This is a genomic window from Mesorhizobium jarvisii (assembly GCF_003601985.1).
GTDB lineage: Bacteria > Pseudomonadota > Alphaproteobacteria > Rhizobiales > Rhizobiaceae > Mesorhizobium > Mesorhizobium jarvisii.
On sequence record NZ_QZXA01000002.1, the window covers coordinates 220,627 to 247,560 of the forward strand.

A 26,934-nucleotide genomic window follows, 5' to 3' on the forward strand; every position below is an offset into this window, starting at 1 on the left:
GACAAGTGCATGAGCATCGCGATCAGAACGACACTTCTGCGCACGACCGTCGTGGCCGCCGCCACGGCGCTTTGCGCCGCAATCTCGACCTTGCCGGCACGGGCGCTCGACGCCCAGTGGTGCAAAGATGTCCATATCCGCTTCTTCGTAGGCGGCGCCGAGGGCGACGCTTTCGGCACCATCGTCTACAATGGCGCCAAGCAGGCGGCGGCCGACCTCGGCCCGAAAGTCGACTACATCTTCTCCGGCTGGGACGTCGAAAAGATGGTGCAGCAATTGCGCGAGGCGGTCGCGGTCAAGCCCAACGGCATCGCCATGATGGGCCATCCAGGCGAAGACGCGATCATGCCGCTGGCGGAGCAGGCGCATAAGGACGGCATCAAGATGATGTATCAGAACGTGCCGGTGCCGAAGGTGACGGCGGCGTTCGGCGGCGGCTATGTCGGCGCGCAGCAGGAGCAGCAGGGCCGCGCGCTCGGCGCCGAGGCGTTCAAGCTGGCCGGGCTGAAATCCGGTGACAAGGCGATCATGATCGGGCCATTCGACAATGAGAGCCGGGGCGCACGCGAGCGTGGGACGGTCGCCGCCCTGAAAGAGGCCGGCGTCGATGTCGTGCAAATCAATTCCGCAACCGAGTGGGCCGCCGATCCGAACCTCGCCATCCCGGTGATCACCGCGGCGTTGCTCAACAATCCGGGTGTCAAGGCGGTCGGCTATCCCGGCGGCCAGATGCTCGGCAATGTGCCGACCTACATGCAGGCCGCGGGTCGGAAGCCCGGCGACATCTTCAATTTCGGCTTCGACACCAGCCCGCAGATCGTCGAGGGCTTCAAGGGTGGCTGGGTGCAGCTGACAGCCGACCAGCAGCCATTCATGCAGGGCTATCTGCCGATCCTCAGCCTCTGCCAGCAAGTGGTGCTGGGTCTGGCGCCGATGAATGTCGACACCGGTGCCGGCTTCGTCACGCCGCAGAACTATGAGATCGTCTCAGAGCTCGCCAAGCAGGCGCTGCGCTGACCTCCCAAGGCTGCCGGTCGGGTTGGACCCGGCCGGCAGGACCGCCGGCAAAGGGCCGGCATGTGACAATGAAAGCGAGGATCCGATGGCCGAACGCATCATCGAACTGCGCGATATCACGAAATCCTACGGTCAGGTCTATGCGCTGGGCGGCGTCAATCTCAGCGTTGACCGTGGCGAGGTGGTCGGCCTCATCGGCGACAATGGCGCCGGCAAGTCGACGCTGATCAAGATCCTGTCCGGCGTGGTCAGGCCGACCAGCGGCGACATCCTCGTGCGCGACAAGCAGGTGAACGGCTGGAGCGCGGCGCGCTCGCGCGACGCCGGCATCGAGACGGTATTCCAGGACCGGGCGCTGGCCGTGCAGCAGACCATCGTGCGCAACATCTTCATGGGCCGCGAACTGACCGGCTTCATGGGCTGGCTGAAAGTCAACAAGGAGATCGAGGAGGCGAGCCGGCTGATGCGCGAGATCGGCTTCACCTCGAAAGTGTTCACGCCGCACTCGATCGTCGGCCAGCTGTCGGGCGGCGAACGCCAGGGCGTGGCGATCGCGCGAGCCATCTACAAGCAGGCCGAGCTGATCATCCTCGACGAGCCAACGACGGCGCTGTCGCTGACCGAGACCGCCAAGGTGTTCCACTTCGTGCGCCAGGTGCGGGCGAGCGGACGCTCGATCCTGTTCATCGGCCACAACATCCACCATGTCTTCGACATCGCCGACCGCTTCGTGGTGCTCGATCGCGGCAAGGTGGCGCTGACCGCCGACCGCAGCGCGGTCAAATCGGCGGAAGAGTTGATCAATTTCATGGAGGACGTCGCACATCCCGGCGGATTGCCCGGATTGCGCGAGGCCGGCGAAGCGGAGCAGCAAGCGCGATGAGCAAGACCATGGAACCCGATCTCGAAAGCCCTCTGCGCGCTCATGCCGGGTCCGCCCGCCAAGAGTGGAAACATCCGTCCGATCACTGGCTGCGCGGCTTCGTCCTCGACAACCGCGCCTCGCTCGGCACGCTCGCCGTGTTCATCGTCATGATGGCGGTGTTCCTGGTCGCCAACCCGACCGTGTTCACCACCTGGTATCTCTACAGCTCGGTGCTGACGACGCTGCCCGTGGCGCTGTTCGTGGTGGTGCCGCTGGTTTTCGTCGTCACCTGCGGCGAGATCGACCTGTCGTTTCCGGCGACGATGGGCTTTGCCTCCTGGGTCTTCGCCCTGGTGGTGCAGGCCGGCTACGATCCGTTCCTCGGCATTGCGGCGGCACTAGTCACCGGCATGCTGCTCGGCTTCCTCGTCGGCTCGCTGGTCGTCTATGGCGGGCTGTCGTCGCTAATCGCCACGCTCGGCATGAATTTCCTGCTGCGCGGCCTGATCCAGATCATCAACGAGGGCAAATCGATGTCGCTGACCAGCCTCAGCGGCAGCTGGGCCTACAGGATCTTCTCCAGCCAGATCCTGGGCGTTCCGGTGCAGATCTTCTGGGCGATCGCCTTCGTCGTGCTGTCGGCGATGCTCTACAACAGGCATCGCTTCGGCGCACAGGTGAGGGTGGTCGGCGACAATCCCGACAGCGCCCAGCAGATGGGCATCGACGTCAAGCGCGTGCGGGTGAAAGTGTTCGTCTTCGTCGGCATCGGCGCCGCGATCGCCGGCACGTTCTCGGTGATGATCAACTTCACCTGGTGGCCGACAGCCGGCGACGGCTATCTCCTGCCGGTACTGGCCTCGGTGTTCGTCGGCGGCACCCCGACCTGGGGCGGCATTGGCACGGTCGTCGGCGGCGCCATCGGCGCGGTCACCGTGTCGTTCATCCAGACCGGCGTCGTGGCGGCGGGATTGAGCGGCTTCTACGTGCAGTTCTTCAACGGGCTGATCATCATCCTGTCGCTGCTCGGGCACAAGTGGAACCAGGCACGGTATCGGTGAGGAAGGCACTGCCGTTTTTGGAATGGCGCCGAGAGCTGCTCGGGAGGGCAGCTCACACCGCCGCGACGAACCCGTCCAGCACGCGTTTCTGGCCGGCCTTGTCGAAGTCGATGGTCAGCTTGTTGCCCTCGATGGCCGAGATGTTGCCGTTGCCGAATTTCTGGTGGAAGACGCGGTCGCCGACGCTGAAAGGCGACGGCTTGTCGGCGACGGATTTGGCGACCAGCTCGCCGTCGATGGTGCGGCCCTTTACGCTCGTGCGGCCGGCGCCGTAACCGCTGTCGGTCTCGCCATAGCCGATGCGCTCGACCTGGTGGCCGGAGCGCGTGCCCCAGTTGCGGTCGGTCGCTTCGGTGCGGTTGGCCTGCGCGCGCTGCCAGCCAGGCGTCGAATAGGTGTTGGAGAAAGCGCCGGATTTTTCGGCGTTGGCGCCGACACTGTCGAAGCGCGAGGCGCCGTAGGGGTTCTGCCGGCCACCACGGCCGGAGGCGAAGGAGCCGCCGCCATAGGGGTTGCCGTAGCCGCCATAGGAATTGCCGCTTTCGGCGATCTCGACATGGGATTCCGGCAGTTCCTCGAGGAAGCGCGACGGGATGGTCGATTGCCAGAGCCCATGGATCTGGCGGTTGGAGACGAACCAGATATGCAGGTTCTTCTTGGCCCGGGTGAGACCGACATAGGCCAGCCGGCGCTCTTCCTCCAGCCCGGAGCGGCCGCCTTCATCGAGCGCGCGCTGGTGGGGGAACAGGCCTTCCTCCCAGCCGGGCAGAAAAACCGTCTCGAATTCGAGGCCTTTGGCAGAATGCAGCGTCATGATGGAGACGGCGTCCTGCCCGGCATTCTGCTCGGCATCCATGACCAGCGCGACATGCTCGAGGAAGGAGCGCAGCGACTCGTACTCCTCCATCGAGCGGATCAGTTCCTTGAGGTTCTCCAGCCGGCCCGGCGCTTCGGCCGAGCGGTCGTTCTTCCACATGTCGGTGTAGCCGCTCTCCTCGAGAATGGTCTCGGCGAGCTCGGTGTGCGGCTTGGTTTCCAGCGCCTTCTGCCAGCGCTCGAAATTGGCGGCCACTTCACGCAACGCGGCGCGTGGTTTCGGCTTCAACTCGTCGCTCTCGGCGAGATTGCCGGCGGCCTCCAGCATCGGGATGCGCAGCGCGCGCGCCGTATCGTGGATCTGGCGGATGGTGGCTTCGCCCAGGCCGCGCTTCGGCACGTTGACGATGCGCTCGAAGGCGAGGTCGTCGCCGCTGTTGGCAACGACGCGGAAGAAGGCCAGCGCGTCGCGGATTTCCATGCGCTCGTAGAAGCGCGGGCCGCCGATGACGCGGTAGTTGAGGCCGAGCGTGATGAAGCGGTCCTCGAAGGCGCGCATCTGGAAGGACGCGCGCACCAGGATCGCCATGTCGTTGAGATTGTGCTTCTGCCGCTGATAGGCCTCGATGGTCTCGCCGATGGCGCGGGCCTCCTCCTCGGAATCCCATGCGGCGTGGACATTGACCTTGCCGTCCTCGGGGTCGTTGCGGTCGGTGAACAGCGTCTTGCCGAAGCGGCCCTCATTGTGGGCGATGAGGTGGGAGGCAGCGCCAAGGATGTGCGCGGTCGAGCGGTAGTTGCGCTCCAGCCTGATGATGGTGGCGCCCGGGAAATCCTTGTCGAAGCGCAGGATGTTGTCGACCTCGGCGCCGCGCCAGCCATAGATGGACTGGTCGTCGTCGCCGACGCAGCAAATATTGACTTTGTTTTCGCTCACGGCCGCATGCGAGCTTCGCTCGCTGGCCTCCGCGGGGGCGACCTGGCCGGCCGACGCCCGGTCGGGCTTGCGGCCTTCGGACGATCGCAAATCCGTCGACGTTGCCGCACGCCCGGCGTCCGGCCGCTGCGCCAGCAGGCGCAGCCACATGTACTGGGCGGTGTTGGTGTCCTGGTACTCGTCGACGAGGATGTATTTGAAGCGCCGGTGATAGTCCTTCAGCACGTCCGGATTGGCGCGGAAGATGCGGATGGGGTGGCAGAGCAGGTCGCCGAAGTCGCAGGCGTTCAGCGTCTGCAACCGCTCCTGATAGGCCTTGTAGAGTTCGCGGCCCTTGCCGTTGGCGAAGCTGCGCGCGTCGCCCTCTGCGATATCGGCCGGACCTTGCCCCTTGTTCTTCCAGCCATCGATCATCTGGGCGAACTGCTTGGCCGGCCAGCGCTTGTCGTCGAGGCCCTCGGCCTGGATCAGCTGCTTGATCAGCCGCACGACGTCGTCGGTGTCGAGGATGGTGAAGTCGGAACGCAAGCCGGCAAGCTCGGCATGACGGCGCAACAGCTTCACGCCGATCGAATGGAAGGTGCCGAGCCAGGGCATGCCCTCGACATTGCCTTCGCCGATCAGGATGCCGATGCGCTGCTTCATCTCGCGCGCGGCCTTGTTGGTGAAGGTCACGGCGAGGATCTGCGAGGGGAAGGCCTTGCCGGTGGCAAGGATGTGGGCGATGCGGGTGGTGAGCACACGCGTCTTGCCGGTGCCGGCGCCGGCCAGCACCAGAACCGGGCCTTCGGTGGTCTCCACCGCCAGCCTTTGTTCCGGATTCAGCCCCTTGAGATAATCAGGCGCGCTGTTCTGGCCGCCGCGGGCAGCCATGGCGCGCGCGGCAATGCCCGACGGGGCCGTCGGCCGCGCATTGGGTTCGTCGAAAAAGGGCATGTCTTCGGAAAAGCCGGACATCTTCCCCCCGAATGTAGTGATTCGGCAGGGAAAGACCAGAACTGTCTACGTTTTGTTCCGGGTAAAATGCCGGATATCGCGGTTCACGCCTTGCGGTAACCGAGGGCGACGAAAAATCGATGGCCGAAGGAGCGTGCCTCGTCCGTCATCACCGCGCCCAGCGCGACCTGCATCTGGTCGTAGTAGCGGCTGCCGGCGGGTGAGGCCAGGAAGGCCTCATAGAGCTTCAGGTCGGCCATGGACATATCCCGATAGATATAGGCTGCGGCTTCCATGGCATCGTTGTCGATGTCACGGCGAAGCCCATCGGTTTGCTTGCGCAGCAGGGCCATGACCTGGTCGTCGGGCAGGGGCTTTCCGGCCGCGCCCAGCATTTCGGAAAGCATCGCATAGCCCATGTTCAAGCCGACGGCTTCGCCGGTGTCGACGGCGCTGATATCGTCCATCATCTTCCTGTACAATGCGAACCTGGCCGGATCCCTGGACGGAAGCTCGCCGAGGATTTTGGCGCCCTCGATCTTCTTGGCCTCCCTTGCTTGCGGCGACGAAGCCTGGATCTCGAGCGCGGTGACCTGTTTGCCCAGGGGTGACGCATAAAACGAGGCCAGTTCGGACAAGTCCCTGGCGCTGAGCTTGTCCGCCATCCGGGCTTCGATGGCCGCTTCCATCTTCTCCGGGTCAAAGGCACCTTCCATAGCGGCGGCAAGGGCGTCCTGGACCTTTCGTGGCGGCGTTCCCGGCGCCGATTTCACGGCCGCGGTGAAACCCGGGCCAATGCCCATCAGCATCTCATGAAAGCCGTTCGCCTTGTTGATCTCGCTGATTGTCTGCGCCTGCGCGGCCGCAGTGCCAGCAAAGAGCGGGACGAGGCAGTAGAGCACAAGCGCCATGCGCGTCAGTGGCGAAACGAGTGACGGCATGTTGCTTGCTCCACGGGAAAGATGATCCATGGAGACTGCGGGAAAACCCTGACGTAGGCAAGATGGATTGCCACCTTGGCGTGTGGGCAGCTTGACAGGCGGGGCAGGCGGGAGAAAGCTGTGCGCAGGGCAGGAGCGGTGCACCGGGTTGCCCGTGGCCGCGCGAGCGCGCAACAGTCGAAGGAGTATCATCTTGGCTGTCACCATCACCTCTCTCGTTCTCTTTCTCCTCGGTCTGGCGCTTGGTGGCGGTGGCATCCGGCTGGCTTCGCTGGGGGGCAGTTGGTATTACATCGTCGTCGGTCTCGCTTTTCTGATCGCCGCCTGGCTGCTCTACCGGCGCCGGTCCACGGCGCTTTGGCTCTATGCGGCGATCGTGATCGGCACGCTGGCCTGGGCGGTCTGGGAAATCGGCTTCGACTGGTGGGAACTCGGCCCGCGCGGTGGCATCATCGTGCTGGTGGCGCTGTGGCTGCTGACGCCGTGGGCAAGGCGAGGCCTTGCCGGGCCTGACGGGCGCGCGCCGCTGATCCTGGCCGTGCTGGCATCGCTGGCTGTGGCCGGCTATTCGATGACGACGGACCCCAAAGATATTGCCGGTGCGCTCGATACCGACAAGGTGATTCCCAATGCCAATCTTGGCAATGAAGTGCCGGCGGGCGAATGGCACTTCTATGGGCGCACGCAGTTCGGCCAGCGCTATTCGCCGCTTGACCAGATCACGCCGGACAATGTCGCCAATCTGCAGCCGGCCTGGACCTACCGCACCGGCGACGTGAAGGGGCCTGACGACATCGGCGAGACCACCTATCAGGTGACGCCACTCAAGATCGGCGACACGCTCTACATCTGCACGCCGCACAATTTCGCCATCGCGGTGGACGCCGCGACCGGCAAGGAAAAATGGCGCTACGATCCCAAGATCAAGCTCGATAAGGACCGCCAGCACCAGACCTGCCGCGGCGTGTCCTACTATGCCGATGCCACCGGCGCCGCCGGCCAGCCTTGTGCTGCCCGCGTCTACCTGCCGACCTCGGATGCGCGGCTGATCGCGCTCGATGCCGCCAGCGGGCAGGTCTGTCCTGCCTTCGCCGAGGGCGGCACGCTCAATCTTTTGACCGGCATGCCATACCCGAAGTCGGGCTATTACTACTCGACCTCGGCGCCGCTGATATCAGGCGGCAAGATCATCGTCGGCGGCGCGGTCAACGACAATTATTCGACGCAGGAGCCGTCCGGCGTCATCCGCGCCTATGATGCGGGCACCGGCAAACTGATCTGGAACTGGGATTCCGGCAATCCGGACCAGACGACGCCGCTGCCGGCCGGCCAGACCTACACCGCCAACTCGCCCAACATGTGGTCGACGCCGAGCGCCGACGAAAAGCTCGGCCTGCTCTACGTGCCGCTCGGCAACCAGACGCCGGACCAGCTTGGCGCCGGACGCAGCGCCAATGTCGAGAAATTCTCCTCCTCGATCACCGCGCTCGACCTCAACACCGGGCAGTTGAAATGGGTGCGGCAGACTGTGCACCACGATCTCTGGGACATGGACGTTCCGGCGCAGCCGAGCCTGATCGACATCACCAAGGCCGACGGTTCCGTCGTGCCGGCGCTGGTCGGGCCGACCAAGCAGGGCGACCTCTATGTGCTCGACCGGCGCACCGGCGAACCAGTGATCGCGGTCAAGGAAGTGCCGGCGCCCGGCGGCGCCATCGAGGGGGACCACACGTCGCCGACGCAGCCTTCCTCCGATCTCTCCTTCAACCCGAAGCCGCTGACCGATGCCGATATGTGGGGCATCACCATGTTCGACCAGCTGGCCTGCCGCATCGCCTTCCACAAATTGCGCTATGAAGGCCGCTACACGCCGCCCTCGCTGCAGGGATCGCTGGTCTATCCCGGCAATTTCGGCGTCTTCAACTGGGGCGGGGTGGCGGTCGATCCGGTGCGGCAGGTGATGTTCGGCATGCCGACCTACCTGGCATTTACGTCGAGACTCATTCCCCGCGCCGACGTGCCGCCGCCGGGTGACAGCACCAAGGGCAGCGAACAGGGGCTGAACCGCAATGAGGGCGCGCCCTATGCGGTGGTGATGGGGCCGCTCCTGTCGCCGCTGGGCATCCCTTGCCAGGCGCCGCCGTGGGGCTATGTCGCAGGCGTCGACCTCAGGACGGGCACGATCAACTACAAGCACCGCAACGGCACCGTCTACGACATGACGCCGCTGCCGTTGCCGCTGAAGGTCGGCGTGCCCGGCATTGGCGGGCCGATGATCACCGCCGGCGGCGTCGCCTTCCTGGGCGCGGCGGTCGACGACTATCTGCGCGCCTATGACCTGACGTCAGGCAAGCAGCTCTGGCGGGCCCGGTTGCCGGCAGGCGGGCAATCGACGCCAATGACCTACACGGTCGCCGACGGGCGCCAGTTCGTGGTCATCGTTGCCGGCGGCCACGGCTCGGTCGGCACCAAGCCGGGGGATTATGTGATGGCGTACGCGCTGCCGAAATAGCTGTGTCGCGCTAACCAAAGCGGTCTTGGCGCTAGCCGAGCCCGAGATGGCTCTTGAGGCCAGGCACCGAGCCGAGCACCTGGTTGGTCAGATCGGGGCCGGCCGCGGCTTCGGCCTGCTGGACCAGCGTGGCGCCGGCCTTCTGGATCTGCGCTATGTCGAGCCCGGATGCCTTCAGCGCGGCGAGGCCGTTGACCAGCGCGCCTGCCTTTTCGCCGAGAACGCCGCCAAGCGCGCCTTGCAGCGAGGACAGGAAGCCGCCACCGGCGCCGGCCGGAGCGGCGGCCATGACGTCATATTTCTGCGCCAATGCATCGGCGCCTGGAATCTTGGCGAAGAAGGATGAGGCGCTGGTGCCTTCGGCCTCGTGCTCGAGCACCGAGAAAATGGTGCCGACGACTTTTTCGGTCGTTGCCTGGTCAAGGCCGGCCTTCTGCGAGACGGTGTTCACGATATCCTGTACGTCCATGACTTCACCTCAACCCTGGGTTTTCGTGTTTGCCGGATGGCGCTGGCGGCTGCGGACCTTGACCATGGACTTGCGGTTCGCCGCCACAATGGTTGCGCGCATCGCCAGAATGGCGGCTGTGGCAAGCATGAAGGCGGTTGCCAGGATCGGCGAAGGCACGGTCATCGGCATTTCCTTTCAGATCGGACCCTTCGGGGCCGTGACCGCGCCATGGGGCGGCCGGATAGTCAGTTTCCCCCACCATTGTGGCAGTGCCATCAAGATTCGTCGCCGATGACAAAATTGTGATGATGGTTGCCGCAGCTTGCCAGGGAACGGAAGCGTCACCGAGCCGTGACTGGACGATGTGAGGCTCGCCCCTATCTTGCGAACGCAAGGACATCAAAGTCGAGGAGCGCCCCCGTGACCAGATCCACCATCGCTGACAAACCTGACATCACCCGGGCGATGATCGATGCCTATGACGAATACACGCATCTGACGCTCGATCGCCGCCGCTTCATGGAACAGCTGACCAGGCTTGCCGGATCGGGTGCCGCGGCGGCGGCGATCGCGCCGATGCTGGCGGCGAATTCCGCCCAGGCGGCGATCGTCGCCGAAAACGATGCCCGCGTGAAAGGCGAGGACATCACCTATCCCGGCAGCGGCGGCGAGATGAAGGGCTATCTGGTCAAGCCGGCGAACCAGACGGGTAAGCTCGGCACCGTCATCGTCATCCACGAAAACCGGGGGCTCAACCCGCATATACGCGACGTCGCCCGGCGCGTGGCGCTGGAGGGGTTCGTGGCGCTGGCGCCGGATTTCCTGTCGCCGCTTGGCGGCACGCCTGATGACGAGGACAAGGCGCGCGACATGTTCACCAAACTCGATCCGGCGCAGACCGTCGCCAACGCCGTGGCGACAGTCGCCTTCCTCAAGGCCGACAAGGATGGCAACGGCAAGGTCGGCGCCATCGGCTTCTGCTGGGGCGGCGGCACGGCCAACATGCTGGCCGTCAACGCGCCCGACCTCGCCGCCAGCGTCGCCTATTACGGCATGCAGCCGAATGCCGCCGACGCGTCGAAGATCAAGGCCGCGTTGCTGCTGCACTATGCCGGCCTGGACGATCGCACCAATGCCGGCATCGATGCCTTCAAGAAGGCGCTCGATGCCGCGCATGTCGAATACACGGTCTATGTCTATGAAGGCGCCAACCATGCCTTCAACAATGATACGTCGGCGGCGCGCTACGACAAGAAGGCGGCCGACCTAGCCTGGGGTAGGACGATCGCCTTCCTGAAGGAGAAACTGGCTTAGGCGGCGGGCGCCCAGACCGCTTCGAAGGCCGGCGACAGGGTGAAGCCGGCCGGCCGCGTGGAGACCGGCGGCGGGCGGCGCACGCCTTCCTGCAAGTACCGCAATGCCGACGTCAGACCGTTCATCGTATAGGGCTTGGCGATGACGCCGATCGCACCGGCGAAATGATCGGGGATGCGTTTCGGATTGGCGGTCATGAACACCACCATCGAACGTTTCTTCTCGCCGATATAGTGGGCCACGTCGACGCCGGTCGGGCCGTCGGTGAGGTGAATGTCGACAAAGGCGATGTCGGCATCCGTGGACTCGACCATGCTTCTTGCTTCCGCCGAAGACGTCGCCCAGCCGACGACGCTATGGCCAGCCTCCTCGACGAGGCTTTCCAGTTCCATCGCCAACAGCGCTTCATCCTCGACGATCAGGACCTTGAGCGGGTCAGTCATGAGAGAGTCCTTTTTGCTGCGGTTCGTTTGGCATCGAGATCACGACCTTGGTGCCGGGGCCGGCGTCACGCCATTCGATGTCGGCGTGCAATTGGCGGGCGAGCGATTTGATCAGGCGCATGCCGAACGAGGCGTCGCCATTGGCCTCGGCCATGCCGACGCCGTCGTCGGACACCTCGATGTTGAAGTGGCCGTCGGGCTGGCTCATCTTGATGCCGATGCGCCCCGCCGTGGTCCCGTCCGATCCCTCCTTGAAAGCGTGCTTCAAGGCATTGGTGACGAGTTCATTGACCATCAGGGCGACAGGCGTCGCCTTCTCGGCTGAAATCACGATTGGGTCGAGCTCGAGTTTCGGCTTGATCCCTGAGCGCCCCGAGGCCGTCAGCAGATCCGTCACCAGGTCCTTGGCGAAATCCGAGACGTCGAACCGGCTGACATCCTTCGACTGGTAGAGCCGGCGATGCACGGTGCTGAGTGCTTCGATGCGCTCCAGCATTGTGGTCAGCGAATGCCTGGTCGCCTCATCCTTTATGGTGCGGCGCTGCATGATAATCAGGGAAGAGATCATCTGCAGATTGTTTTTCACCCGATGATCGACCTCGTGCAGCAAGGTGGTCTGCGCCTCCAGTGCTGCTTCCAGTTCCGCGGTGCGTTCCTTCACCGCTTTCTCGAAGCGGTCCTTGTCGGCGGTGATGCGATGCTCCGAGCGCTTGCGGTCCGAGACATCGAGTTGCGAGGCGAAAAAGAACTGCACCTCGCCTTTGTCGTTAGAGACAGGGCTGATGTAGAGCGCGTTCCAAAAGGTTGAACCGTCCTTGCGATAGTTCAGTATGTCGACGCTGACATCGGCTTTGTCCTCGATTGCGGTGCGGATCTGTCCGACAGCTTCCTTGTCGGTCTTCGGCCCCTGCAGGAAGCGGCAGTTCTTGCCCAGCACCTCGTGGCGTTCATAGCCGGTCAGCCGCAAGAACGCGTCATTGGCAAAGACGATCGGGTTGTCGGGCCGCCGGGGATCGGTGATGATCATCGACATGCGGGTGGCGCGGATGGCCGCCGCGAACGGGTCGCCCTTGCCATGCTCGACATGAAGGTCGTCCGTCATGTGCCAAGCGTCGGCAGGCTCCCTGGTCCGTTTCCAGTCCATTGTGTCACTCCAAGCCGTTTTCGTGGGGGTCAACGGCTCGAAGGCGGATTTGGTTCAATTCCAGACGTCTTGTCGCAGTCAGATGAGATCGGGAACCGACTCGGCACTTGTGCAAGCAATTGACGATAAACGGTTTTCCCGGTGTCTAGTCGCTGGATGGAGGCTTGTGGAAGGCAACGCCGGCGACGACTAGTGCGATCCCCAGGCAATCGCCGAGGCTTGGAATCTGGCGCAGCACGATGACGCCGATCAGCGTCGCGGTGACCGGCAGCAGCGACAGCATCAGCGCGAAACTCGAGCGCGGCAATCGCGACATGGCAAGCTGGTCGCAGATATAAGGAATGACCGAGGAGCAGATGCCGACGCCTATTGCAGCAATGAGCAGTGGCGGCGAGAAGAAAGCCGGCAGCGCGTCGCTGAAGCCGATCGGCAGCACGACGATGAAGGCCACCGCCATGGCGGCACCGAGGCCCGCAATGCCGTCGACGGCGCCGGAACGGGCGACACGGTGGCCGAGCACGATGTAGCCAACGAAGAGCGCGCCGTTGAGGAAAGCCCAGAACAGGCCGACGGGATCGCTGTACCATTTGACGTCGATCAACAGCAAGGTGCCGGTGACGGCCACCGCAAGGGCAACCAGGTTGCGGGCGCTCCTGAGGCCGATCAGCGCGACGCCGATGGTGCCGACGAATTCGATTGCCGCAACCAGCGAGATCGGCAAGCGGGCGAGGGCCAGGTAGAACGAGCAGTTCATCACCGCCAGGCAAGCGCCGAAGGCCAGCAACAGCAGGCGTGTCGGCGGATCGGCGCGGGCGAAGCTTCGCCAGGGGCGCGTCAGCGGCGCGAAGATCAGCGCCGCGGTGGCGATGCGCAGCCAAGCCATGCCGAGCACGCCGACATGCGAGAAAAGCAGCACGGCGAAGGCCGGGCCGAGATAGTGGAAGACGGCGCTGACGCCGAACCAGACATGCGGCGGCAGCCTTGTCGCCAGGCCGTCGAAGGCGGGAGCAGGGCGGGAAACGGGGGCTTGCGTCTGATCGTCCATCGGATCAGTATCGCAGGCAGTTCTTCCACTTTATATGGCGAATGGCCGACTACTCTCGCAATATTATTTCGAAAGGCAAGGACTTATCCGTGAAACGCCTTCGAACTGAAAATATCGATCTCGACGCGGCCGACATGAAGATCCTGCGCCTGCTGGAAAAGGATGCGCGCGCCAGTACGGCGGAGCTGGCGCGTTCGGTCGGCCTGTCGGCGCCGAGTGTCGCCGAGCGCATCAAGCGGCTGCAGGAAAACGGCGTGATCGAGGCCTATTGCGTCAAGATCAACCCCGCCGCGCTGGGCCTGAAGCTGTCGGCATGGCTGCGTATCCGGCCGGTGCCGGGGCAATTGTCCGTGGTGGCCGAGATCATCCGCGAAACGCCGGAGATCGCGCAATGCGACCGCGTGACCGGCGAGGATTGCTTCATCGCGCTCGCGCATGTCGGCTCGGTGGCCGAACTCGAACGGGTGATCGACCGGATCATTCCCTATGCGATGACGAACACGGCCATCATCCAGTCGTCACCGGTGGTGGCGCGCTCGCCGCTGGCGGCGGTGAAGCGGTCGCCGTGAACTGCGTGATTTGATGTTTTCGCGAGCCGTTTCGCCAGCCTATGCGTGACCGCGCTTCAGGCGGGCGCGCTTCAAAATGCTGCGCCAGCGGATCATGTCGAACGGGATCGGCTCGTTGTTGTTGGCGATGTGGAATATCTCGTTGTCGACGTTCTTGAGCGAACGCCAGAAATCATAGTCGGTGATGCGCGGATCGGCGGCCAGCCTGTCCACCTCGACCTTGATGTCGGTTTTCATGCACGTCCCTCGAACCGGCTTCGCCCCGCCGTCCGTAAAACAACCCAGTGCGGACGTTTTCGACCGCTCTGCTGAGTCGTTCAACGGCTCAATTGGCTTGTTCCCGTTAAAACCTCGGTAAGGTTAATGCGGGTGCCGGGTGGCTTCAAGCACGGGGTGCCAGCCGATTTGAGGGTTCGGTGATTTTGGCTCGCCGGTGTGGCTTTGATGTCCCGTCACTCTGTTCGGACAGGTGTCGCCCTCGCCCTATTTGCGTTTGATGCCGATCGAACGGCCTGCACGCTCGGGCATCGGCAGCACCGAATGGGCGGCGCGCATGGCTTCGACCTTGGCCATCACATCGGCGGGGAAGGGCGCGACCTTCGGCCCCGACATGTCGACATGCAGCGACAGTGTCTCGGAGGTGGCGGCGAGCCAGCCGTCGACATGGCGGATTTCCTGGTAGGCCCGCAGCCGCTTCTCGTCATGGTCGATGAGCTGGAAGGACACCTGGACCTTGTGGTCCAGATGCAGTTCCTGGACGTAGCAGACATGGACTTCGGCGGTGTAGATGGTGAGGCGGCGCCCCTTCACGTAGTCCAGCCCCATGCCCATCGCCTCGAAGGCTTCGTCCGAGCAGCGGTCGAACAGCACGTTGTAATAGGCCATGTTGAGATGGCCGTTGTAGTCGATCCAGTCCTTCTCGATGTCCATGGGCTTGGAGACGAACGGGGCGGGGATGGACATTGAAACTTCCTTGTTCTGGTGCTGGACACGGCGTGGCCGCTGAGACTACGCATCCATAATCGCATAACAAGCATGGACGCTGGTCCATTCGCGGAGGAATTTATGGCTCTGAGCGACCTCAATCCGGTCGAACGCAACGAGGAAGGCATCGCCGCGGTGCTTGGCATCCTCAAGCAACAGCTGGGCGAGCGCTTTCAGACCGGCCAGGCTATCCGCTCCCAGCATGCGCATACGACCACCTACATTCCGACACAGGCGCCCGATGGCGTGGCTTTCCCGGAGACGACGGCAGAAGTGCAGGAGATCGTCCGCGCCTGCGCCGCGCACCGCGTGCCGGTAATCGCCTTCGGCGTCGGCTCTTCTTTGGAAGGCCACACCAATGCGCCCGGCGGTGGCATCTCAGTCGACACCTCGCGCATGAACCGCATTCTTTCCGTCAATCCGCAGGATCTCGATTGCACGGTCGAGCCCGGTGTGACGCGCGAGGATCTGAACCGGCATCTGCGCGACACCGGCCTGTTCTTTCCGATCGATCCCGGCGCCAATGCTTCGCTCGGCGGCATGGCGGCGACGCGGGCGTCCGGCACCAATGCGGTGCGCTACGGCACGATGCGCGAGAACGTGCTGTCGCTGACGGCCGTCATGGCCGATGGCGAGACGGTGACGACCGGCAAGCGGGCGAAAAAGAGCTCGGCCGGCTACGATCTGACGCGGCTGCTGGTCGGCTCGGAAGGTACGCTCGGCATCATCACCTCGCTGACATTGAAGCTGCAAGGCATTCCGCAGGCGATCTCCGGCGGCGTCTGTCCGTTTCCGAGTGTCGAGGCGGCCTGCAACGCCGTCATCGCCACGATCCAGATGGGCATCCCGGTGGCGCGCATCGAGCTGGTCAACGCGCTGCAGATGCGGGCGATGAAGAATTATTCCAAGCTCGATTATCCCGAGAGCCCGTGCCTGTTCGTCGAGTTCCACGGCAGCGATGCCGGCGTGGCCGAACAGGCCGAAACCTTCGGCATGATCGCCGAGGAAAATGGCGGCGGGCCGTTCCTGTGGACCAGCGTCGCCGAGGAACGCACCAAACTGTGGAAGGCCCGGCATGACGCCTACTGGGCCTCGCTGACACTGCGGCCTGGCGCCAAGGGCCTGTCGACCGATGTCTGCGTGCCGATCTCGCGCTTTGCCGAATGCGTCACCGAGACCGAGGCCGACATCGCCGAAATGGGCTTGATCGCGCCGATCGTCGGCCATGCCGGCGACGGCAATTTCCACGTGCTGGTGCTGATGGATGTGAACGACCCCAATGACATCGCGCTGTCGGAGAAATTCGTCGCGCGGCTCAACCTGCGGGCGATCGCCATGGACGGCACCTGCACCGGCGAGCACGGCATCGGCCAGGGCAAGATCGGCTTCCTGCGCAGCGAACTCGGCCACGGTGTCGATATCATGCGTTCCATCAAGCAGGCGCTCGACCCGCAAAACATCATGAATCCCGGCAAGATATTGCCGGCTGTGGGGTGGATCGGTCGAGGTTAGAAAATTGGCAGGTGCGCAAGCCAACTACCCGCATTTACGGTCTGTCCGCCAGTAGCTCGCTCAAACTGATTTCGACAAACTCCGCACCCATCAGTCCATCTTCAGCGAGGCCTGTTGGGATCACAGGTCTCCGTTCTCTGGTTCCCAGGACGATATCGTCGTCTGAATATCGGACGATCGTGTCTGGCAAGATGTGTAGCGCGTCGTGATGGATGAATTCTGGGATAGGCCAATCGGCCCGGTTCCAGCCGCCCATCTCTCCAAAGATCTCCCACTTGCCGTCTATGAGATGTAGATCGCCAAATCGCCCGACGAGAACAGCTTCACTCGGCAGAAGATCGCTCGCGGCTATATCCGCCGAAAACATTTTCGGCCCGAAAAAGTAGCCCAGAAGTATTCGTCCTCGCGGGGCCATTCTCGCCACCACTCCGCTCGCAAAGCTTCCATCGGGCAGGGGAATCCGAAAGACCGAGCCCTCGCGATATGGCAGCCGTTTCGCCAATTTCGACCTCCCAGTCATTTGATCGCTACGGAGTTAGTCCACTGTCGTGGATCGCCAGCAGACAATTTTTCGGCTGAGGCCGCAACCAATAGCTCGTCTTGACCGCGCCACCATTCGGGTCGAGGCTCCTTCCGCGGCAAGCCTGACAAGTCAGGCGTTGCCAGCGGAGGAGAACTGTCATGGCCATTTCACGCAAGGAAGAAGCCCGCGCGCTGAGCGCCGACGAAAAGGAACTGGTGGAGAAATCACACCATCCGGCGGTGCAGGAGCTTTCCGATGCCGACCTTTCCGGCTTGGTCAAGCTGCTGCGCGAGCGGCGCGACAAGGCGCAGACCGAAGCACACCGCCGCCGGCGTGAAATACGCGGCAAGGGCGCGCCGAAACGGGCTGCCGCCTCAAAGGCCGATAGTGGTTCGCAGGTGAAACTGGCGGTGCTGGCCATGGCGATGCGGCGGCTGAATGGCGAGGCCGAACGGCGACGCCAGCTGGCGGCTCGCATTTCGCTGGTCGGGAATGCACGCAAGGCGCTGGCCATGAAGCAAAGTGCGCCGGCGGACGGTCCCGCACACAATTCACGCACGGCTCACAAGGGCATGCGGGCCGTGACCAACGAGCGGGCGCCGAAGCTGGTCCGGCCGGCCGAACTCGGCCGGCAGCGCAAGGCCGGCAAGGTGGCGCAAGCCAAGCGCGACGCACGCTGATCCCAGCGACAAGGGCTGTCCGCAGCCGCTCTACCGTGCTGCGGGAAGCTGCTGCTGCGCGCCCTCGACAAGGGCCTGCAGCATTGGGCGGGTTGGCGCGAAGAATATAGTGCCGGTCTGCGGTGTCGAGACATCGAGCAGGCGGTCGTAGGCGCCCGGCGGGTCGCCGACATACATGCGCTGCAGCATCTTTTCGGTGACCCAGAGATACCTGGAATAGCCGATGAAATAGGTGCCGAACTCATTCTGCCCGGGCCGGCCGAACGGCATGTTGTCGCGCAATATGTCGTATTCGTTGCCGTCGGCATCCTCGATGGTGGCCAGCGACTTGTGCGATTTGCGCGGCGCGTCGTCATCGTCGATTTCGATGTTGTCGATCTTGGTGCGGCCGATGATAGCCTCCTGCTCGGGCGTTGGAATGCGCGCCCAGGCCTGCATGTCGTGCAGATATTTCTGGACGACGACATAGGAGCCGCCGGCAAAGTCGCCATCCTCGTCGCCGACCAGCGCCGAGGCCGGCAGGTCGAGGCCGGTCGGGTTAGCGGTGCCGTCGATGAAGCCGAGCAGGTCGCGGGCGTCGAAATAGCGAAAGCCCGTCACTTCGTCGACGACGGTCACATCAGGGCCAAGCCGGTCGAGCAGGATACGCTCGAACTCGAAGCACATGTCTGATCGTTCGGCCCGGATGTGGAAGAGAAGGTCGCCCGGCGTCGATGGCGCCGAATGGACCGCGCCTTTGATCGGCGCGAACGGTTTCAGTTCCTGCGGCCGCCGGTTTGGGCTGAGGCGGTCCCAGAGATCGCGGCCGATGCCGGCAATGCACGACAGGCGGCCGCCGAGATCGCGAAAGCCGACAGTCTTGACCAGATCGTCAAGCTCGCCGAGCACGGAACAAACCTTGGCAAGGGCCATCTGTTCGCCGGCGACGGTGACGATAAGAAAAATCGCCGATTGCGAAAGCGGCGCATCGACGCTCTGCGCGTCGATCGGCACGCGGTCCCAGTTCTTGCCTGACATCTGAAAAATCTCCGCTTTTGCCGGATTTGTTTCAGATCGGCCGGGATGACGCAATACTGGATGAATTGCCTCTTTATCGACACGCGGATGCGGGTAGAGTGCGGCTGAATTTCAATCAACCTGTTCGGAGCTGATGCTCGCACGCCTGTTCGTGATCTTCGGTGGCCTGTTCGTGCTGGTGCTGTGCGCGGCGCTGGTGGTTCCGTACTTTGTCGACTGGACCGGCTACCGCGCCCAGTTCGAGCGCGAGGCAAGCGCCATTCTTGGCCGCAAGGTGACCGTGCAGGGCGACGCCACGGCAAGGCTGTTGCCGTTCCCGTCGGTGACCTTCTCCAACGTTGCCGTTGCCGGTGGCCCCAATGGCCAGCCGGCCATGACCGTCGAGACGTTTTCGATGGATGCGGAACTGGCGCCCTTCCTGCGCGGCGAGGTGCTGATCTTCGACATGCGGCTGGTGCATCCGAAGGCGACCATCGACATTGCCAATGACGGCACCGTCGACTGGGCGATGAGGCCGTCCTCGCCCTTCGACCTCAACCAGATCTCGATCGAGAAGCTGACGGTGACGGAAGGGCGGATCGAACTGCGCCATGCCGCCGGCGGACGCAGCCATATCTTCTCCGAGATCAATTCGACCATTTCGGCCAAGTCTCTGGCCGGCCCGTGGCGCATGGACGGCACATTGCGGCTGGACGGATTGCGCACCACGGTCGCGGCATCGACCGGCAAGGCCGAGGGCAACGGCCAGATGCGGCTGCGGCTGAAGGCCGATCCCGACGCCTATCCGCTGGTCATCGAAACCGACGGCAATGCCGGCATCGTCAAGGGTGCCGCTGTCTATTCCGGCCAGTTCAAGATCTCCGGCGCCGATAAGAATTCAGCCCAATTGCGCGGCACCGATGGCGAGACGGTGAAGGTCAGCGCCGGCAAGCCCGATCCGGGCTTTCGGTTGAACGGCAAGTTCTCGCTCGACCACCAGAAGCTCGGCGTCGACGAGTTCCGTTTCGAGACGGGACCGCTGGACAATCCCTACACGGCCGACGGCAAGGCTTCTGTCGATCTCGGCCAGAAGCCGAATTTCGCCATCGAGGCCAATGGCGCGCAGGTGCAGTTCGACGAGGCCGTGGGCGCAGAGGCCGGCGCCGGCCTGACGCTCGACCAGCGCATTGCCGGGCTCGAGCAGGCGCTGATCGCTCTGCCGAAGCCGACCATCCCCGGCACCGTCGAGGTCAAGCTGCCGGCCGTGGTGGCCGGCGACACCACGGTGCGCGACGTGCATCTGTCCGCCGAGCCGGCCGAGGGCGGCTGGTCGTTGAAATCGCTGGCCGCGACCTTGCCTGGACGCACCACGCTGGAAGCCGATGGCATGCTCAGCGTCGAGGGCCATTTCGGCTTCACCGGCTCGCTGCTGCTGGCCGTGGCGCAACCATCCGGTTTTGCCGCCTGGCTGTCGAAAGATGTCGATGAGGCAATCCGCCGTCTGCCCGCCGCCGGCTTCAAGGCCAAGGTCGACCTGACGGAAAAGCGCCAGGCTTTCAGCGATCTCGAACTGATCCTGGGCAAAGCGAAATTCTCCGGCCGTATCGATTCCAGCCAGCCTGACGAAGCCAGGCCATCGGTGCTGATGCGGCTCGAAGGCGGTGAACTCGATGTCGATGGGCTGGCGGCCTTCGCCTCGATCTTCGTGAGCGACAAGGGCGCCAACCGCTTTGCCGACCGCGATCTCGATTTCCAAATCAAGGCCGGGCCGGTCAGCGCCGGCGGGTTGACCGCCGACACGGTCGATACCGCGCTCAGGCTGCGTGACGGCTTGCTTGAAGTCGATCGGCTGTCGGTCGGCGGACTGGCCGGCGCCTCGATCAGCGCCACGGGCCGGATCAAGGATTTCCCGGCGAGCCCGACCGGCAAGCTCGACGCATCGGTTGTCGCTGTGGACCTCAAGCCGCTGATCGACGTCGCCGCGCAGCATTATCCGGACAATGCGGTGCTGAAGGGGCTGGCGAGCCGCGCTGCCGCCTATCCCGACCTGTTCCAGGATGCACGCGTCGACCTTGTGGCGAGTGCCGCCGACAATGGCGATGGCACGACCGGCCTGGCGGTGAGTGGGCAGGGCAAGGCCGGCGGCTCGGCCTTTTCCGCTTCGCTGTCGGGCAAGGGCGCGCCGGACAAGCTTCTCGAGGCGCCGGTGACACTGACCTTCAACGCCAAAAACCCCGACGCCACCGCGCTGCTCGCGCTTTACGGCCTGCCGGCGCTGCCGCTCGGCATGCTGGGCGAGGCAACGACCGACATTCAGGCCAAAGGCACATTGGGCGGCGGGCTGGCGACGACTTTCAGCCTTGCCGGCAATGACTTCAAGGCCAGCTTCGAGGGGACCGTTGCCGACACGCCGCAAGGGCCTGCCGCCAAGGGCAAGATCAATCTCGATGCGGCCGACATCGAACCGTGGCTGATGACGTCGGGCATCGGCCTGCCGGGCATGGGGGCGGGCATGTCGACGTCGCTTTCGGCGCAGGGCGATTACGGCAACGGCCTGCTGGTGCTGGACAATGTCAGCGGCGCGATCAACGAGGCGGCGGTGTCCGGCGACGTCAACATCGACGCCAAGGACGGCGTGCTGCATCTGGCGGGCGCGCTGGCACTCGACGAGCTCGATCTCGATCCGATGGCCGTGGCGCTGTTCGGCGATTCCGCCTTCCTTGTTGACAAAGACGGCGCCGACAAAAATGCGGCTGACAAGAGCGCGAGCGACAAGAGCGGCTCCTGGCCGGCAGCACCCTTCAGCCAGAAGTCCAGCCTGCCGTTTACCGCCGCACTCGACCTGACGACGGCGGCGCTTGCCGCCGGACCGTTCGCCACCGCCTATGACGCCGCTTTTTCGCTGAGGCTCGACCAGGAAGGCATCCGCGTTTCGGACCTGAAGGCGAAATTTCTTGGCGGAGCGCTGACCGGCCTGTTCGAATTGAAGAACAATGAGGGCACCGGGCTTTTCACTGGCCAGATGAAGCTGGCTGGCGCCGATCTGGCGAACGTGCTGCCGGATATCGGTATCGGCGGCGTCGGCGATTTCTCGACGACGCTGTCGACCAGCGGCAAGTCGGTCGAAGCGATGATCGCCGCCCTGTCGGGGTCCGGCACGGCGACGCTCAAGGGGTTGCAGGTGGCGGGCGTCAATCCCGACGCGTTCAACGCTTTGCTGGCCAAGGCGGACGCGATCGGGCGCGACATCGACGCGGCCAAGACAGCGGGCTTTGCGCCCGATATCGCTGCCGATGGCAATTTCCCCGCCGGGAATGCCGATATCGCCTTCACGATTGCCGGCGGCACGCTGAGGGTACCGCCGATCAGCCTCGAAAACCCGGCGGCGACCTTGTCCGCCGATGTCACTGCCGATCTCAACACCAGCACGGTTTCCGCCAAGGGCGCCATTACCTATCGGCCCGGCGAGGAGGCGCTGGTCGGTTCCGAGCCGGTCGTCAATTTCACCGCCGAGGGGCCGTTCGGCGCCGTCAAGCGGCAGTTCGACAGCGAGCCTTTGGCGCAGTTCCTGACCCAGCGCGCGCTGGAGAAGGAGCAGCAGCGCGTCGAGGCGATGCAGGCGGCGTTGCTGGAGAAGCAGCGCCTGCGGCGCGAAGTCCGCTATTACGCGGCACTGCAGGACGCGCGCGACAAGGCTGCCGAGGAACTGCGCCAGCAGGAAGAGGCGGCGCGGCTGAAAGCCGAGGCCGACGCCAAGGCGAAAGCGGAGGCCGAGGCCCAGGCGCAGGCCGAAGCGGAGGCCAAGGCGAAGGCCGACGCAGAGGCGAAGGCCCAAGCGGACGCTGATGCCAAGGCCAAGGCCGAAGCGGATGCAAAGGCAAAGGCTGATGCCGATTCCAAGGCCGCGGCCGAGCAGAAGGCCGCCGACGAAGCGGCCAAGGCGGAGCAGGAGAGGCAGAAGGCGGAAGAGGCGATGCGCATCGCCACGCAGGAAAAGGCCAGGCTGGAAGCCGAGCGCAAGGCCGCCGAACAGGCGCCCAAGGCCGAGCCTGCGCCGTTGCCGGAAGCAAACGGCAACCCGCCGCCGCCAGCCAAGCCGAAGTCCAATCCGTTCACGATCGACAATTTGTTGAAGTCGTTGCAGTAGCAGTAGGGCAGTAGGGCAGTAGGGCAGTAGGGCAGTAGGGCAGTAGGGCGAGGCCTTCCCGTCCCGAAATCGTTTCAAAGAACGAGCAGTTCGGCGCTGTCGGCGATATAGCGGGCGTGGCGGAAATCGCGGATGGCGGCGAGCCTGCCGTCGTGCCAGGCCAGCAGGATGAAATAGGCGGGTCGGGCCGTCGGGTCGTTGGGGTCGCGGACGAGGATTGCTGGCCTGTTTTCAACGAAGCCGGGCACGAGATGCCAATCGCGCACCCGGGAATAGTTGCCGAAATAGGTGCCGACTTCCTTGCGGCCGTTGAGCCGTGTCTTGGCTACCAGTTCGAGCCGCACCTCTTCAGCCAGCATGTCGCGCACCGCGTCGAAATCACGGGCATTGAAGCGATCGATGTAGGCGTTGAGCAACTGACGTTCCGCGGCGCCCAGTTTCGGGAGAGGGCGGTCGTCGGGCTCGTGCGCAATCTGGCGCAGGCGGTCGCGGCCGCGATGCAGCGCGGCCTTGACCGCGGGGATGCTGGTATCGAGGGTGGCGCTGATCTCCTGCAGGGAATAGCCCAGAACGTCCATCATGATGACGCTGCTTCGCTGCGTGACGGGAAGGCGCATGAAAGTATGCAGCCCCGCGGAAGCGGCCTGGCGATCGATGGTGGGATTCGCCGGGTCGGCGATCATGTCCAAATCCTCGTCGGAATAGGCCTGTTCGCGAGCGCGGCGGCGCAGGAAATCGAGCGCCGCATTGTGGGCGATGCGAAACAGCCAGCCTTCCGGGTTGGCGATCGGGCCGGCAACGGGCAGGGCCTCGATCGCCTTGGCCAGCGCCTCCTGCAACACATCCTCGCCATCGAACACCGAGCCGGTCATGCGGGCACAGTAGCGGTGCAGCTTGGGGCGCAATTCCCCAAACAGGCGTTCAAAGAGCCCATGCCGCCCGCCAGGAATGGGAATGTTCATGAGCCTCCGTTCTGTGACCTCATCTTCCTCGATCACGCATTCAGCATCCGGTAGCTGCCCACCACGGTCACCTCGTCGCGTTGCGGAGGTTCGCTGCAGCGATCCCTGAAGCCGCTTTGAAAAGCCTCGAATGTGGCCAGGCCGGTGATGCTATCAGAATGCGCATCGGTTTGCGTTTCGACCAGATGGATGAATGTCCCATCGGCGGCGCGCAACGTCATGTAGCGGACGCCGTCCGGCGATTTGTCGCGCAATTCCTGGAAAACGGCCTGGATCAGCCGCTCGTTCTCATCGGCTCGTTCGGGCTTCATCTTGTAGAGTATCAGATGGCGTTTCATCGCAGGTCTTCCTCTCGATTGCCTTGCGCCCTTTGGGCCTCTCATCGCCTAGACGATGCCGGGAAGCCAAAAGATGCGGGCGCCCGAAAAATAAAGGTGCCATCCAGCGCAGGATGCCGAAGCGTCACTCGCGGCCCTGATCGAGCAAGCGCCTCAGCATGGGCTCGATGCGCGAAAGCTCATCGAGATGCGCCGCTGACAGTTCGGCCAGGCAATCGTCGGCGCGTTCGGTCAGCCGCAGCAGCACGCGGCGATGGTCGTCCTTGTCCTGGTCCCGCACGACCAGTCCGGCGTCGCTCAGGCGATTGATCAGCTCGACGGCGCTGTGATGGCGGATGCGCAGGCGCTCCGCCAGATCGCCGACCGTCACCGATCCGCCGCCCGGATAGCCCTTGATCGCCAGCAAGGCCTGATGCTGGCGCGGCGTCAGGCCGGCGTCTTCCGCCTGCAGCTGACTGAATTCGAGGAAGCGGCGGATCAGATAGCGAAACTCGGACAGCCGCTGGTAGTCGGCCAGTTCGATGGCGGGGCGAGATTTTCCGGGCTGCGTCATTCCAGACATTTGTTCCATTCCGGCCAAAGGCTCAAACGGTTTTGATGCAAAACCAGCTTGAATTTATATCGTGTTACGATACATAGCGAGCCGACAAGCCGGCCGGCGTCTTCGCCGTGCCGCATATTCGAGATCCGGCCGCCGCCAGAAAGCCCGCCATGAAGCCCTCCGAAAATAGCCATCTCAGGGATTTCACCACCGACGCGCGGGTATTGACCATCGCGACCATCGCCGTGGTGGTCGCCACGGCGGGGCTGTTCGCCGGTATCGTGCTTTTGAAACTGATCCGGCTTGCCACCAACGTTGCCTATTTCGGCCAGTTCACGTTCGCCGAGCTGAAATTGCAGGATACGCCGCTTGGGCTTGCCGCGGTGGTGGTGCCGGTCATCGGCGCCCTGATCATCGGCCTGATGGCTAGATATGGCAGCGAGAAGATCCGTGGCCATGGCATTCCCGAAGCGATCGAGGCGATCCTGCTCGGGCGCTCGAAGCTCGATGCCAAAGTGGCGATCCTGAAGCCGTTGTCGTCGGCGATCTCGATCGGCTCCGGCGGGCCGTTCGGCGCCGAGGGCCCGATCATCATGACCGGCGGCGCGATCGGCTCGCTGATCGCGCAGATGCTGCCGGTCACCGACAACGAACGCAAGACGCTGCTGGTGGCAGGCGCGGCAGCGGGCATGACCACCGTGTTCGGGACGCCGATCGCGGCCATCATGCTGGCGGTGGAACTGCTGCTGTTCGAATGGACGCCGCGCTCCTTCATCCCCGTGGCGGTTGCGGCGATCATTGCCGAGGTCGAGCGTACCGCGCTGCATCTGCCTGGGCCGATCTTTCCGTTTCAAGGCGGCATGGCGATCTCGTTCGTGGGGCTTGGCGGCTGGGTTCTGGTCGGCATCTGCGCCGGCCTCTTGTCGGGGCTGCTCACCCAGATGGTCTATGCCTGCGAGGACGCCTTCCAGAAACTGCCCATCCACTGGATGTGGTGGCCGATGATCGGCGGCCTGGTGGTCGGCATCGGCGGGCTGATCGAGCCGCGGGCGCTCGGCGTTGGTTACGACAACATCGCCGACATGCTGGATGGTCGAACGGTCGCAGCCGCGGCACTGCTGCTGTTGGCGGTCAAGGCCATCATCTGGTCGGTGGCGCTCGGTTCGGGAACATCAGGGGGCGTGCTGGCGCCGCTGTTGATCATGGGGGGCGCAATGGGGGCGGTGCTCGCCGGCATCCTGCCCGCGGCGGATCCCGGCTTCTGGGCGCTGCTTGCAATGTCGGCGACCATGGGCGGCACGATGCGGGCGCCGCTGACGGCGACGTTCTTCGCCGTGGAACTGACCGGCAACACGCATGTGCTGGTGCCGCTGATCGCGGCTTGTGCCGCGGCGCATGCCGTCACAGTGCTCCTGATGAAGCGGTCGATCCTGACCGAAAAGATCGCCAGGCGGGGGCACCACCTCGTGCGCGAATACCGCGTCGATCCCTTCGCGCTGACCAGGGTGCGCGAGGTGATGACGGCGCAGGTCGAGAGCGTGCCGGCGACGATGACGCTGCATGGCGCCGCCGCCTTCCTGATCGCGCCGGAAACCCGGCATCCGAGCTTCCCGGTGATCGACGAGAACAGGCGGGTGCTCGGCCTCATCGATCCGCCGGCTATCCTGCGCTGGCGCCGCGCCGGCAAGCACAGGACGACGACGCTCTGCGACCTGCTTGCTGGAAGCAAGGTGACGCTCGCTTTTCCCGACGAGTATCTCGAAGGCCTCTCCGACAAGCTGTTGATGGCCAATGTCTCGCATCTGCCGGTCGTGACCCGCGAGAGCCTGCAACTGGTCGGCTATGTCGGCTGGAAGGATCTGATGCGCGTGCGGTCGAGAAAACAGGCCGAGGAACGCGACCGTTCGACCTTGCTTGGCTTCGGTACCAGGCGCGGGAAAAAGGCGGACGCGGTCGAGGGCGTCTAGTCCAAGCTGGCTCCGCGCTTCGCCCATTCCAGCACATGCAGCCGCAGCGCCGAGGACAGGTTGGTCTCGCGGGGCCGTGTCTCATCGACTTCGGCGACAAGCGCGGCCAGCGTCAGCTTTCTCGCCGCCGCGATGGCGACGAGGTCGTCATAGAAGGGCTTTTCGAGGGAATAGCTGGTGCGATGGCCGCGAATGGTCACCGAGCGCTTTTCGACGACGCTCACGGCCGAATA

General features: G+C 64.2%; 25 protein-coding genes. 10 read left to right on the forward strand and 15 right to left on the reverse strand.

Annotated elements, in window-relative coordinates; genetic code table 11:
• The first annotated feature begins 9 nt into the window (after positions 1-9).
• The 3 genes from D3242_RS04850 to D3242_RS04860 all read left to right on the forward strand — a co-directional run bounded on the left by D3242_RS04850 (position 10) and on the right by D3242_RS04860 (position 2,943).
• A complete protein-coding gene (locus D3242_RS04850; protein ID WP_019859056.1) occupies positions 10-1,017 on the forward strand; it encodes a substrate-binding domain-containing protein in 1,008 nt (335 codons plus the stop codon).
• Between the two features lie 85 nt (positions 1,018-1,102).
• Complete coding sequence (locus tag D3242_RS04855; protein ID WP_064984302.1) at positions 1,103-1,900, forward strand: ATP-binding cassette domain-containing protein; 798 nt, start codon at positions 1,103-1,105, stop codon at positions 1,898-1,900.
• Positions 1,897-2,943: an ABC transporter permease gene (locus tag D3242_RS04860; protein WP_064983833.1), complete on the forward strand. Its 1,047-nt coding sequence runs from the start codon at positions 1,897-1,899 to the stop codon at positions 2,941-2,943. The genes D3242_RS04855 and D3242_RS04860 overlap by 4 nt, the downstream gene beginning before the upstream one ends.
• A 52-nt stretch (positions 2,944-2,995) precedes the next feature.
• Here D3242_RS04860 and D3242_RS04865 read toward each other — a convergent pair whose 3' ends face one another.
• Together D3242_RS04865 and D3242_RS04870 are read right to left on the reverse strand one after the other, a co-directional pair.
• Positions 2,996-5,653, reverse strand: coding sequence for an ATP-dependent helicase (locus tag D3242_RS04865; protein ID WP_064983835.1), 2,658 nt, complete (start codon positions 5,651-5,653; stop codon positions 2,996-2,998).
• Between the two features lie 83 nt (positions 5,654-5,736).
• Positions 5,737-6,780 carry a DUF2059 domain-containing protein gene (locus D3242_RS04870; protein ID WP_223217718.1) on the reverse strand — a complete coding sequence of 348 codons (1,044 nt, stop codon included), beginning with the start codon at positions 6,778-6,780 and terminating at the stop codon, positions 5,737-5,739.
• On the opposite strand from D3242_RS04870, the gene D3242_RS04875 reads away from it, so the two are divergent.
• On the forward strand, positions 6,767-9,085 hold the full coding sequence (locus D3242_RS04875) for a glucose/quinate/shikimate family membrane-bound PQQ-dependent dehydrogenase (RefSeq protein ID WP_064983838.1): 2,319 nt from the start codon (positions 6,767-6,769) through the stop codon (positions 9,083-9,085). The two genes, D3242_RS04870 and D3242_RS04875, sit on opposite strands and share 14 nt — an antisense overlap.
• Positions 9,086-9,116: 31 nt before the next feature.
• On the opposite strand, the gene D3242_RS04880 is transcribed toward D3242_RS04875, so the two are convergent.
• Together D3242_RS04880 and D3242_RS33450 are read right to left on the reverse strand one after the other, a co-directional pair.
• The gene (locus tag D3242_RS04880) at positions 9,117-9,554 is read right to left on the reverse strand and encodes a hypothetical protein (protein WP_064983840.1); all 438 of its coding nucleotides are present in this window, start codon (positions 9,552-9,554) and stop codon (positions 9,117-9,119) included.
• Positions 9,555-9,563: 9 nt separating this feature from the next.
• Positions 9,564-9,719 carry a hypothetical protein gene (locus tag D3242_RS33450; protein ID WP_019859049.1) on the reverse strand — a complete coding sequence of 52 codons (156 nt, stop codon included), beginning with the start codon at positions 9,717-9,719 and terminating at the stop codon, positions 9,564-9,566.
• Between the two features lie 282 nt (positions 9,720-10,001).
• Between D3242_RS33450 and D3242_RS04885 the strand changes: the two genes are divergently transcribed.
• A complete protein-coding gene (locus D3242_RS04885; RefSeq protein WP_051726923.1) occupies positions 10,002-10,850 on the forward strand; it encodes a dienelactone hydrolase family protein in 849 nt (282 codons plus the stop codon).
• Here the strand turns inward: D3242_RS04885 and D3242_RS04890 are convergent.
• From D3242_RS04890 to D3242_RS04900, 3 genes are all read right to left on the reverse strand, one after another.
• Positions 10,847-11,293, reverse strand: a complete 447-nt coding sequence (locus D3242_RS04890; protein ID WP_064983842.1) for a response regulator — start codon at positions 11,291-11,293, stop codon at positions 10,847-10,849. The genes D3242_RS04885 and D3242_RS04890 overlap by 4 nt on opposite strands.
• Positions 11,286-12,437, reverse strand: a complete 1,152-nt coding sequence (locus tag D3242_RS04895; protein WP_064983844.1) for a histidine kinase dimerization/phosphoacceptor domain -containing protein — start codon at positions 12,435-12,437, stop codon at positions 11,286-11,288. Before D3242_RS04895 ends, D3242_RS04890 begins: the two co-directional genes overlap by 8 nt.
• Positions 12,438-12,582: 145 nt before the next feature.
• Entirely contained in the window at positions 12,583-13,482 is a 900-nt protein-coding gene (locus D3242_RS04900) for an EamA family transporter (protein ID WP_064983846.1), read from the reverse strand.
• 89 nt (positions 13,483-13,571) lie between these two features.
• Here D3242_RS04900 and D3242_RS04905 point away from each other — a divergent pair, with 89 nt between their 5' ends.
• Entirely contained in the window at positions 13,572-14,051 is a 480-nt protein-coding gene (locus D3242_RS04905; protein WP_069092469.1) for an Lrp/AsnC family transcriptional regulator, read from the forward strand.
• Positions 14,052-14,090: 39 nt separating this feature from the next.
• Here D3242_RS04905 and D3242_RS04910 read toward each other — a convergent pair whose 3' ends face one another.
• Both D3242_RS04910 and D3242_RS04915 read right to left on the reverse strand, forming a co-directional pair.
• On the reverse strand, positions 14,091-14,288 hold the full coding sequence (locus tag D3242_RS04910) for a hypothetical protein (protein WP_013894716.1): 198 nt from the start codon (positions 14,286-14,288) through the stop codon (positions 14,091-14,093).
• A 246-nt stretch (positions 14,289-14,534) separates the two neighbouring features.
• The gene (locus tag D3242_RS04915; protein ID WP_064983849.1) at positions 14,535-15,014 is read right to left on the reverse strand and encodes a thioesterase family protein; all 480 of its coding nucleotides are present in this window, start codon (positions 15,012-15,014) and stop codon (positions 14,535-14,537) included.
• A 102-nt stretch (positions 15,015-15,116) separates the two neighbouring features.
• Between D3242_RS04915 and D3242_RS04920 the strand changes: the two genes are divergently transcribed.
• On the forward strand, positions 15,117-16,547 hold the full coding sequence (locus D3242_RS04920) for an FAD-binding oxidoreductase (protein WP_027047010.1): 1,431 nt from the start codon (positions 15,117-15,119) through the stop codon (positions 16,545-16,547).
• A 34-nt stretch (positions 16,548-16,581) separates the two neighbouring features.
• On the opposite strand, the gene D3242_RS04925 is transcribed toward D3242_RS04920, so the two are convergent.
• Positions 16,582-17,049 carry an Imm26 family immunity protein gene (locus tag D3242_RS04925; protein WP_167470414.1) on the reverse strand — a complete coding sequence of 156 codons (468 nt, stop codon included), beginning with the start codon at positions 17,047-17,049 and terminating at the stop codon, positions 16,582-16,584.
• 179 nt (positions 17,050-17,228) lie between these two features.
• On the opposite strand from D3242_RS04925, the gene D3242_RS04930 reads away from it, so the two are divergent.
• Positions 17,229-17,750, forward strand: a complete 522-nt coding sequence (locus D3242_RS04930) for a hypothetical protein (protein ID WP_019859041.1) — start codon at positions 17,229-17,231, stop codon at positions 17,748-17,750.
• A gap of 30 nt (positions 17,751-17,780) precedes the next feature.
• Here D3242_RS04930 and D3242_RS04935 read toward each other — a convergent pair whose 3' ends face one another.
• On the reverse strand, positions 17,781-18,767 hold the full coding sequence (locus D3242_RS04935) for a Dyp-type peroxidase (protein WP_064983850.1): 987 nt from the start codon (positions 18,765-18,767) through the stop codon (positions 17,781-17,783).
• A 133-nt stretch (positions 18,768-18,900) separates the two neighbouring features.
• On the opposite strand from D3242_RS04935, the gene D3242_RS04940 reads away from it, so the two are divergent.
• A complete protein-coding gene (locus D3242_RS04940) occupies positions 18,901-22,893 on the forward strand; it encodes an AsmA family protein (RefSeq protein WP_064983852.1) in 3,993 nt (1,330 codons plus the stop codon).
• 74 nt (positions 22,894-22,967) lie between these two features.
• Here D3242_RS04940 and D3242_RS04945 read toward each other — a convergent pair whose 3' ends face one another.
• The 3 genes from D3242_RS04945 to D3242_RS04955 all read right to left on the reverse strand — a co-directional run bounded on the left by D3242_RS04945 (position 22,968) and on the right by D3242_RS04955 (position 24,764).
• On the reverse strand, positions 22,968-23,855 hold the full coding sequence (locus tag D3242_RS04945; protein WP_051112902.1) for a sigma-70 family RNA polymerase sigma factor: 888 nt from the start codon (positions 23,853-23,855) through the stop codon (positions 22,968-22,970).
• 32 nt (positions 23,856-23,887) lie between these two features.
• Positions 23,888-24,193, reverse strand: a complete 306-nt coding sequence (locus tag D3242_RS04950) for a hypothetical protein (protein ID WP_027047009.1) — start codon at positions 24,191-24,193, stop codon at positions 23,888-23,890.
• Between the two features lie 124 nt (positions 24,194-24,317).
• Positions 24,318-24,764: a MarR family winged helix-turn-helix transcriptional regulator gene (locus D3242_RS04955; protein WP_019859036.1), complete on the reverse strand. Its 447-nt coding sequence runs from the start codon at positions 24,762-24,764 to the stop codon at positions 24,318-24,320.
• A 140-nt stretch (positions 24,765-24,904) separates the two neighbouring features.
• Here D3242_RS04955 and D3242_RS04960 point away from each other — a divergent pair, with 140 nt between their 5' ends.
• Positions 24,905-26,701: a chloride channel protein gene (locus tag D3242_RS04960; protein ID WP_081296077.1), complete on the forward strand. Its 1,797-nt coding sequence runs from the start codon at positions 24,905-24,907 to the stop codon at positions 26,699-26,701.
• On the opposite strand, the gene D3242_RS04965 is transcribed toward D3242_RS04960, so the two are convergent.
• Positions 26,698-26,925, reverse strand: a complete 228-nt coding sequence (locus D3242_RS04965) for a ribbon-helix-helix domain-containing protein (RefSeq protein ID WP_019859034.1) — start codon at positions 26,923-26,925, stop codon at positions 26,698-26,700. The two genes, D3242_RS04960 and D3242_RS04965, sit on opposite strands and share 4 nt — an antisense overlap.
• Between the last annotated feature and the right edge of the window lie 9 nt (positions 26,926-26,934).

What these genes read in the sequence shown, in the direction of transcription:
- D3242_RS04880 (WP_064983840.1), bottom strand. Translation starts at nt 9,554, where the DNA reads ATGGACGTACAGGATATCGTGAACACCGTCTCGCAGAAGGCCGGCCTT.
- D3242_RS04930 (WP_019859041.1), top strand. Translation starts at nt 17,229, where the DNA reads ATGGCCATTTCACGCAAGGAAGAAGCCCGCGCGCTGAGCGCCGACGAA.
- D3242_RS04910 (WP_013894716.1), bottom strand. Translation starts at nt 14,288, where the DNA reads ATGAAAACCGACATCAAGGTCGAGGTGGACAGGCTGGCCGCCGATCCG.
- D3242_RS04920 (WP_027047010.1), top strand. Translation starts at nt 15,117, where the DNA reads ATGGCTCTGAGCGACCTCAATCCGGTCGAACGCAACGAGGAAGGCATC.
- D3242_RS04865 (WP_064983835.1), bottom strand. Translation starts at nt 5,653, where the DNA reads ATGTCCGGCTTTTCCGAAGACATGCCCTTTTTCGACGAACCCAATGCG.
- D3242_RS04935 (WP_064983850.1), bottom strand. Translation starts at nt 18,767, where the DNA reads ATGTCAGGCAAGAACTGGGACCGCGTGCCGATCGACGCGCAGAGCGTC.
- D3242_RS04955 (WP_019859036.1), bottom strand. Translation starts at nt 24,764, where the DNA reads ATGGAACAAATGTCTGGAATGACGCAGCCCGGAAAATCTCGCCCCGCC.
- D3242_RS04945 (WP_051112902.1), bottom strand. Translation starts at nt 23,855, where the DNA reads ATGAACATTCCCATTCCTGGCGGGCGGCATGGGCTCTTTGAACGCCTG.
- D3242_RS04850 (WP_019859056.1), top strand. Translation starts at nt 10, where the DNA reads ATGAGCATCGCGATCAGAACGACACTTCTGCGCACGACCGTCGTGGCC.
- D3242_RS04900 (WP_064983846.1), bottom strand. Translation starts at nt 13,482, where the DNA reads ATGGACGATCAGACGCAAGCCCCCGTTTCCCGCCCTGCTCCCGCCTTC.
- D3242_RS04870 (WP_223217718.1), bottom strand. Translation starts at nt 6,780, where the DNA reads ATGGTGACAGCCAAGATGATACTCCTTCGACTGTTGCGCGCTCGCGCG.
- D3242_RS04950 (WP_027047009.1), bottom strand. Translation starts at nt 24,193, where the DNA reads ATGAAACGCCATCTGATACTCTACAAGATGAAGCCCGAACGAGCCGAT.
- D3242_RS04915 (WP_064983849.1), bottom strand. Translation starts at nt 15,014, where the DNA reads ATGTCCATCCCCGCCCCGTTCGTCTCCAAGCCCATGGACATCGAGAAG.
- D3242_RS04885 (WP_051726923.1), top strand. Translation starts at nt 10,002, where the DNA reads ATGATCGATGCCTATGACGAATACACGCATCTGACGCTCGATCGCCGC.
- D3242_RS04960 (WP_081296077.1), top strand. Translation starts at nt 24,905, where the DNA reads ATGAAGCCCTCCGAAAATAGCCATCTCAGGGATTTCACCACCGACGCG.
- D3242_RS04890 (WP_064983842.1), bottom strand. Translation starts at nt 11,293, where the DNA reads ATGACTGACCCGCTCAAGGTCCTGATCGTCGAGGATGAAGCGCTGTTG.
- D3242_RS33450 (WP_019859049.1), bottom strand. Translation starts at nt 9,719, where the DNA reads ATGACCGTGCCTTCGCCGATCCTGGCAACCGCCTTCATGCTTGCCACA.
- D3242_RS04940 (WP_064983852.1), top strand. Translation starts at nt 18,901, where the DNA reads ATGCTCGCACGCCTGTTCGTGATCTTCGGTGGCCTGTTCGTGCTGGTG.
- D3242_RS04860 (WP_064983833.1), top strand. Translation starts at nt 1,897, where the DNA reads ATGAGCAAGACCATGGAACCCGATCTCGAAAGCCCTCTGCGCGCTCAT.
- D3242_RS04895 (WP_064983844.1), bottom strand. Translation starts at nt 12,437, where the DNA reads ATGGACTGGAAACGGACCAGGGAGCCTGCCGACGCTTGGCACATGACG.
- D3242_RS04855 (WP_064984302.1), top strand. Translation starts at nt 1,103, where the DNA reads ATGGCCGAACGCATCATCGAACTGCGCGATATCACGAAATCCTACGGT.